The sequence below is a fragment of the Synergistaceae bacterium genome, from assembly GCA_012728235.1.
GTDB lineage: Bacteria > Synergistota > Synergistia > Synergistales > Synergistaceae > JAAYFL01.
In genome coordinates, this window is sequence record JAAYFL010000122.1 from 1 (window position 1) to 4,615 (window position 4,615).

3 protein-coding genes are annotated in these 4,615 nt (G+C 40.7%); 2 read left to right on the forward strand and 1 reads right to left on the reverse strand.

Features of this window, described 5'->3' with window-relative positions; genetic code table 11:
• Positions 1-2,292 (forward strand): SH3 domain-containing protein (locus GXZ13_07065; protein NLX75569.1); only part of this gene is annotated, 2,292 nt, incomplete at its 5' end.
• Between the two features lie 298 nt (positions 2,293-2,590).
• Complete coding sequence (locus tag GXZ13_07070; protein ID NLX75570.1) at positions 2,591-3,019, forward strand: winged helix-turn-helix transcriptional regulator; 429 nt, start codon at positions 2,591-2,593, stop codon at positions 3,017-3,019.
• Between the two features lie 151 nt (positions 3,020-3,170).
• On the opposite strand, the gene GXZ13_07075 is transcribed toward GXZ13_07070, so the two are convergent.
• On the reverse strand, positions 3,171-4,615 hold a 1,445-nt coding region (locus GXZ13_07075; protein NLX75571.1), incomplete at its 5' end, for an IS66 family transposase.

Below are 4,615 nucleotides of genomic sequence, written 5' to 3' on the forward strand. Positions count from 1 at the left end.
ACTTGGGACTTTGCTAGGGTCAGAAAGACACCTTGGGGAACCATATTAGGTGAACTAAACTACAATCAGACAGCTGAGGTTTTTGCTAGAACCAAGGATAGTGATGGGGCCTACTGGTATAAAATAAAGTACAATGGCCAGGATGGCTACATGCATGAGGATAATATTAGCTTTACTAAGGACTCCAGCTCATCTGTTAAAGATGAAGCTTTAAGTGGTTTTGTAACGGTTACTTACAGCTTTGCAAGGGTAAGACAAACACCTTGGGGAACTGTTCTAGGCCAGCTTAACCAAGGCGAGAGTGCTGAGGTAATTGGTAAGACTAAGGATAGCGATGGAGCTATTTGGTATAAAATTAAGTTTAATGGCAAAGATGGTTATATACATTCAGAGAATGTGAGTTTTTCTAAGCCTCTTGAAGTGGAAAAGTTAACAGGTAGCCTCAAGGTAACCTATAGTTTTGCAAGGGTAAGACAAATACCTTGGGGTACAGAGCTGGGCCAGTTAAAACAAAATGATACTATTAACGTTACCGGTAAAACCAAGGACAGCAGTGGAGATGTTTGGTATGAGGTAGACTATAAAGGGACTAAGGGTTATATGCACTCTGAGAATGTTTCCTATAGTGGGTCTTCTACAGAAGCAGACAAGCCAACCTCAAAAGGAACTTTAAGGGTAAATTACTCTGTACTGAATGTCAGAGAGAATCCTACCACATCCTCAAATATTGTAACTACTGTGTCGGATTTAACAGTTCATAGCTATTATGATGAAGCTAGAGATTCCAGTGGGAATATCTGGTATAAGATTGAAAAAGGATGGGTTCATGGATCCTATGTAGACATTGGTCCGCAAAAGGTTACAGACTTGAGCTTGATATTATCTTCTCTTAACTATACTGGTGGCCCAGTTGAGATATCTGCTACTGCCTTTGGTAGTAATAGAGTTCTCTACAAGTTCTCAATAAAAGAGGGATCTACCTATGAAGTATTAAGTGATTTCTCAGAAAATGAGTCAACTATTTTTACACCAAAGGCCGTAGGTAGTTATACTATTAAAGTTGAAGCTAAAGATATTAAGGCTTCCGCGGTTGAAAAGGTCTTTGAAGAAAGCTTTGTCCTTGAAGAAAAGACTTCAAGTGACCACACCATAACTTATGCGCAGTATGGTTCTCTAGAAGCCTTTGCAAAAAGTCAAGTAGGTAGTGCAGTCAAGTGGAAGGATGGTTACTGGGTTGAAGCCACTTATGAAGAAATTCTAGCAGAGATGGATCCTCAGAACTTCCTAACTTTTGATATACCAACGTCAAAACCAGCTACTGTCGGTAGGGTTAGGATTACTGGTGAAGTTAATGCTCGTTCTGGGGCAGGTACCCATAATGAAATTTATGGTCAAGCCTATCCTGGAGAAGAATACCAAGTTTATGGCGAAACAGTTTATAAAGGTGAAGTGTGGTACCAGATTAAATATTCTGGGAATGATGCATGGATTCACTCAGATTTTGCAATAGATGTCAATTCAGGTAAAACTTTACCAGCCAAGGATTTAGGTAACTTTGTTTCTATTCTAGCCAATGGAACTGCTCTAAGAGCCCAAGCTTCATCTAGCTCTGATGCTCTGGCTTATCTTGCGGCAAATAACTCATATATGATTCTTGGCAAGAGTGGTTCATGGCTAAAGATTCAGCATGATGGTCAAGAGGGCTGGATTATGAACAATGAAGCTATATCCACTGACGGAGTAAACGTGGATATGTTTATGTTCCTTGACTTAAGGAGTAATACTGGAATTTCTGCGTCTGAGCTAAACAAGGTTCTAAAGGGCAAAGGTATTCTGGAAGGTAAGGGAGCCGCCTTTGTAGAGGCTTCCCAGCTCCATGATGTAAATGAGATTTATCTAGTCAGCCACGCCCTACTCGAAACTGGAAATGGTCAATCTGCTTTGGCTACAGGCCAAGAGGTAAATGGAGTGACTGTTTACAACATGTATGGTATTGGTGCCTATGATAGTAATCCAGTTACTCTGGGTGCACAAACAGCTTATAATGAGGGATGGACTACACCAGAAAAGGCTATAATAGGTGGGGCCAAGTGGATTGCTAACAGTTACATCCACAACGACCAGGGACAATATACCCTTTATAAGATGAGATATAATTATCTTGAAACCGGCCATCAGTACGCAACTGATATTGCCTGGGCAAAGTCTCAGACAGAAAGAATTAGAGAACTCTATGGCCAGGTTACTGGTTATAGTCTAAGATTTGAAATACCAATATATACAGATAGATAAAAGTCAACTAATGGGCCTTTCTTAAATGGCACTATGTCAAATAGTGTTGGTAGATAAGAATTCTGCCAATAAGTGATATTTTATTAGAAGCATAAGAATAGGAGTGGTTCGACGAGACGAATGTCTCGGAGGCCCACTCTTTCTTTTGCTTTTTTGGTTTTTTAAATGAAGGGCCTTTTTTATTGGATTATTCTTGTGAACTACAGATTATGGTATAACTGAGAAAATTCATTGACAAAAATAGTTTGTAGTAGTAATATAGTTAGGTGCCTAACAATTATGTAAATAAAGGGAAGCCATGCCAAGAAGAATTGGATTAGAACTTCGTGAGACTCAGCAGTTAATAAAAAGAAGAATAATAAAGGATCGCAGTAGTGAACCTCTAGTATTAACTCATAGCCAGATTCGTATTTTAGTATTTATTAACAAAGAAGAAGGTCCAGTATATCAAAAAGATATAGAGGAGCATCTTCATATACGTAGATCAACTGCAACAGAAATGCTTAATGTACTGGAGCGTGATGGTTACATTGTGCGTAGCCGGGCCCTCCATGATGGGCGCCTGAAGGAAATTAGGATTACCCCACTTACTTTAGCAGTTATAGATGAAATGGATCAATACTTAGACAAGCTGGAGGATATACTTAGAGAAAATATAAAAAAGAAAGATCTAGATGTTTTTTTTGAGGTCTTGGACAAGATCAAAAGAAATATCGATTTAGGGTGATTAGATGATTAGAAGGTTACTAAAAGAAGTAAAAGAATTTAAAAAAGCTTCCGTTTTGTAAGCGTCAAACCAAGGGCGCACCCATTAAAAAAACATCCAGCTGGTCATTATTGCTCTTGACCTGTCTGGATGTTTGTTCATTTAGCATCGTTTATTTCTTACATTCCTCCGGTATCTTATCTGACCAGGGAAGAAGGTCCACTACCTGTAGCTCCTCGTTTAGCTGAATCTCTTCAAAGATGTAGTTCAGATAGTGATAGGGCTTTAGATTATTTGCTATAGCTGTTTGTATGATGGAATAAATAAGGGCAGAGGAGCTAGCCCCTCTGGGGCTTGCTGAAAAGAGCCAATTGTTCCTACCTATGACAAAAGGCCTTATGGACTGCTCCGCTAGATTGTTACTAAGCTGGATTCTGGGGTCTTCTAAGAAGGTAGTTAGATACTCTCTCTGGTTCTTAGCATAAGTAATAGCCTTTCCAAGTAGGCTTTGAGGGAGAGTTATAACAGAGAGTTCCTCCAGGTAGTCGTAGAAATTAGTCACTAGTTTTGATGACTCCTCTTTTCTCATCTCAAGGCGAGCCTCATTAGTGAGCCCCTTTTCATCAGCCTTCTTCTCCAGGGCAAAGAGTTTACTGATGTAGTCCTCACACTTTTTGGCTTCCTGGTTTTTCTTGTTAGCCTGCCAGGCATCGTGAAAATTTCTTTTAGCGTGAGCCCAGCAACCACAGAGTTTTTTACCCTCAATCTTTTTATAGCCGGCATAGCCATCGCAGTGAAGGTAAGTCCCCTGCCAGCCCTCAAGGAAGATCTTGGCGTTATCCCCACTTCTACTGGTCTTATAATCAAAAAGGATTACTGGCTTTTTACTATGACGAGAGCTCCTGTAAAGCCACATGTAGGACTTTTGAGTGGCTTTTCTACCAGGTTCTTCTAGTACCTCCAGGGTGGTCTCGTCGCCGTGGAGAAGCTCCTGGGTTAGGAGCTCGTCTTTTAGCTCCTTATAGAGCCCCTTAAGTAGACCAGCCCCCTTTATAGTCCAGTTTGATAGGTTTTGTCTGCTAAGATTTATTCCTAGCCTCTTAAACTCCTGCTCCTGCCTGTATAGAGGTAGGGCCAGAGTGTACTTCTGGTTTAGGATGTAGGCCATAAGGCTAGGGGACACAAGGCTCTTAGGAATTAGAGCCTTAGGGGCTGGAGCCTTTTTAATAAAGCCAGATAGACCCTCTTTATCACAAGATCTACAGCTATAAGTGTAGGTGACATGCTCTACCCTCTTAACCTGGGCTGGGATTATCTTTATCTCGGTCCTAATCTCTTTTTTCATGGTGGCCAGCTCACTTCCACACTCGTCGCAGACAGACTCACCTTCATCAATTTTATACTCTATAATCTCTGTCTCTAAGTCCTTAGCAAAGTCTCCACGCCCTGCTCTCTTTTTCTTTTTCTTAGGAGCCTGATCTTCAAAGACCTTATCAGCCTCAGGTTCAAGGCTTATGGGAAGTTTTGTAAGCTCTGCTTCATCAAAAAGATCAAGTAAAGAAATCTGGTCAGCTGCCTGCTTTTCGCTGGAGCTACCAAACTTCTTTTTATTGTGTA